This is a genomic window from bacterium (assembly GCA_021372775.1).
Taxonomy (GTDB): Bacteria; Acidobacteriota; Polarisedimenticolia; order J045; family J045; genus JAJFTU01.
The window spans coordinates 1-1982 of sequence record JAJFTU010000476.1 but is presented as its reverse complement, the minus strand read 5'-3'; the positions used below and the strand labels follow the sequence as shown (position 1 = coordinate 1982).

The window sequence follows — 1982 nt, the reverse complement described above, 5'->3', positions numbered from 1 at the left end:
CGGACGTCGTCTTCGACCGGGTCTTCTCCAACAAGATCTTCTTCGACGAACAGGGGGCGATCGCCGGCTGGCGGGCGACGCCGTACGACGTGGACGGCAAGGCGCGCGCGCTCGCCGACGCGGCCCGGGAATGGGGGCTCGCCCCGACCGAGTGCGCCTTCGTCGGCGACCACTGGAACGATCTCGCCGCGCTGCGCGCCGCCGGCTTCGGCGTCGCGTTCCGCCCGAAGGACGACGCGCTGCGCGCCGTCGCCGACGTCGTGATCGAGGACGGTCCGCTCACGGGACTGCTGGAGTTCTTTCCGGAGGCCGAGGGATGATCGACGACTCGCAGGTGCTGCGCGGCGAACGGGTGTTCGAGGGGAAGCTGGTCAAGGTGGACCGCGAGGTCGTGCGGCTTCCCGGCGGCCGCGAGGCGACGCTGGAGACGATCCGCCATCCGGGCGCCGCGGCGATCCTCCCGTTCAACGCCGACGGCACGGTCACGTTGATCCGGCAGTTCCGGCACGCGGTCGGCGGCTTCATCTACGAAGTCCCCGCGGGGAAGCTCGACAAGGGCGAGGCGCCGGAGTCGTGCGCCCGGCGCGAAATCGAGGAAGAGGTCGGGGTGCGCGCGGGGCGTCTCGTCGAACTCGGCGCGGTGGTCACGACGCCGGGGTTCACGGACGAGGTGATCTGGCTCTACGAGGCGCACGACCTCGTCGCCGGCGAGCAGGCGCTCGAGCCGGACGAGATCCTCGAGGTGCTCGAGGTCCCGTTCGCCGAGGCGGTGCGGATGACGCTCGACGGGCGGATCCGCGACGCCAAGTCGGTCTGCGCGATCCTGCTGGCCCACGCCCGCCGCGCGGTCGCCGCGGAAGCCGCGCCGAAGCCCTGAGCCGGGACCGGCCCCGCGGCGCGGTTCGTCCCGCGGCCGGCGCGGGAGCCGGGCCGGGGCCGCCTCGGCCGGCTTGTCCGGCGACGGTTCTATTCGCGGACCGGCGGACCTATACTCTGACTTTGGGGAGAGCCGTCCCGGCGCGGGGGGACGAGGCCGCGGACGGCACGCCGCCGCCGTTCCGTTCTCCGACAACGCGCAGGGCCGCGCGATCCGCGGGAGGTCGCCGTGATCATCGATCGCGTCATGCACGCGGGCTGGTTCACCAACGGCTGGCTGGTCGCCGGCCGCCAGGAAGGGCCCGGACTGCTCTTCGACTCGGGCGCCGAGCCGCAGAAGCTGCTCGCGCTGGTCCGCAAGCGCGCGGTCAAAGTGACGGCGATCTTCTGCAGTCATCGACACCACGACCACGTCACGGGGCTCGACTTCCTCGCGCGCAACCTCGGCGCGCCGGTCTACGTGCACGCGCTGGAGAAGCCGTTCGTCGTCGCCGCGACCGACACGGTCGCCGACGGGCAGGTCTTCGAGTTCGACGGCTTCTCGGCGCAGGTGATGCACCTGCCGGGGCACACGCCGGGACAGATCGCGCTGCACGTGCCGGGGGCGGGCGTCTTCACCGCCGACACGCTGTTCAAGAACTCGGTCGCCAACACCGTCAACGCCGGCCAGGGGGACTACGACAAGATGCGCGCCAGCGTCGAGCGGCTCTTCACCCTGCCGCCCGAGACGGTCGTCTACCCGGGGCACGGCGACACGACGACGATCGGCACGGAGTGGGAGAAGAACCCGTTCCTGCGTCTCTGGCGGGGGCTCGAGGCGCCGGGCGCCAAGCCGGGGCGGTTCGAGGGGAAGCGCGTGACGATCGAGGTCTTCGCGCGCGACTTCGACGGCAACGGCAAGGCGCAGGTGCGCCTCCTCGACGGCCGGCTGGCGATCGTTCCCGGCAGCAAGCTGCAGAAGGTCACGCTCTGATCGTCGGCGCCGCCGCGGCGGCGGAGGCCGTCCGCGGCGCGGGGCTTCGCCGTCAGGGGCGGGCGGCGGCTCGGTCGGGGTCGTATCCCGCGGCCCGCAGCAGGGCGTCGTTCACCGGCGTCGGCACGCCGGC

3 protein-coding genes are annotated in these 1982 nt (G+C 72.7%); all 3 read left to right on the top strand.

Going from position 1 to position 1982, the window contains the following annotated elements; all coding sequences use genetic code 11:
- A partial coding sequence (locus LLG88_16405) for an HAD hydrolase family protein (protein MCE5248490.1) occupies positions 1-320 on the top strand: 320 nt, incomplete at its 5' end.
- Positions 317-877, top strand: coding sequence for an NUDIX hydrolase (locus LLG88_16400; protein MCE5248489.1), 561 nt, complete (start codon positions 317-319; stop codon positions 875-877). The genes LLG88_16405 and LLG88_16400, both read left to right, overlap by 4 nt.
- A gap of 228 nt (positions 878-1105) precedes the next feature.
- Positions 1106-1849 carry an MBL fold metallo-hydrolase gene (locus tag LLG88_16395; protein MCE5248488.1) on the top strand — a complete coding sequence of 248 codons (744 nt, stop codon included), beginning with the start codon at positions 1106-1108 and terminating at the stop codon, positions 1847-1849.
- Positions 1850-1982: the final 133 nt, after the last annotated feature.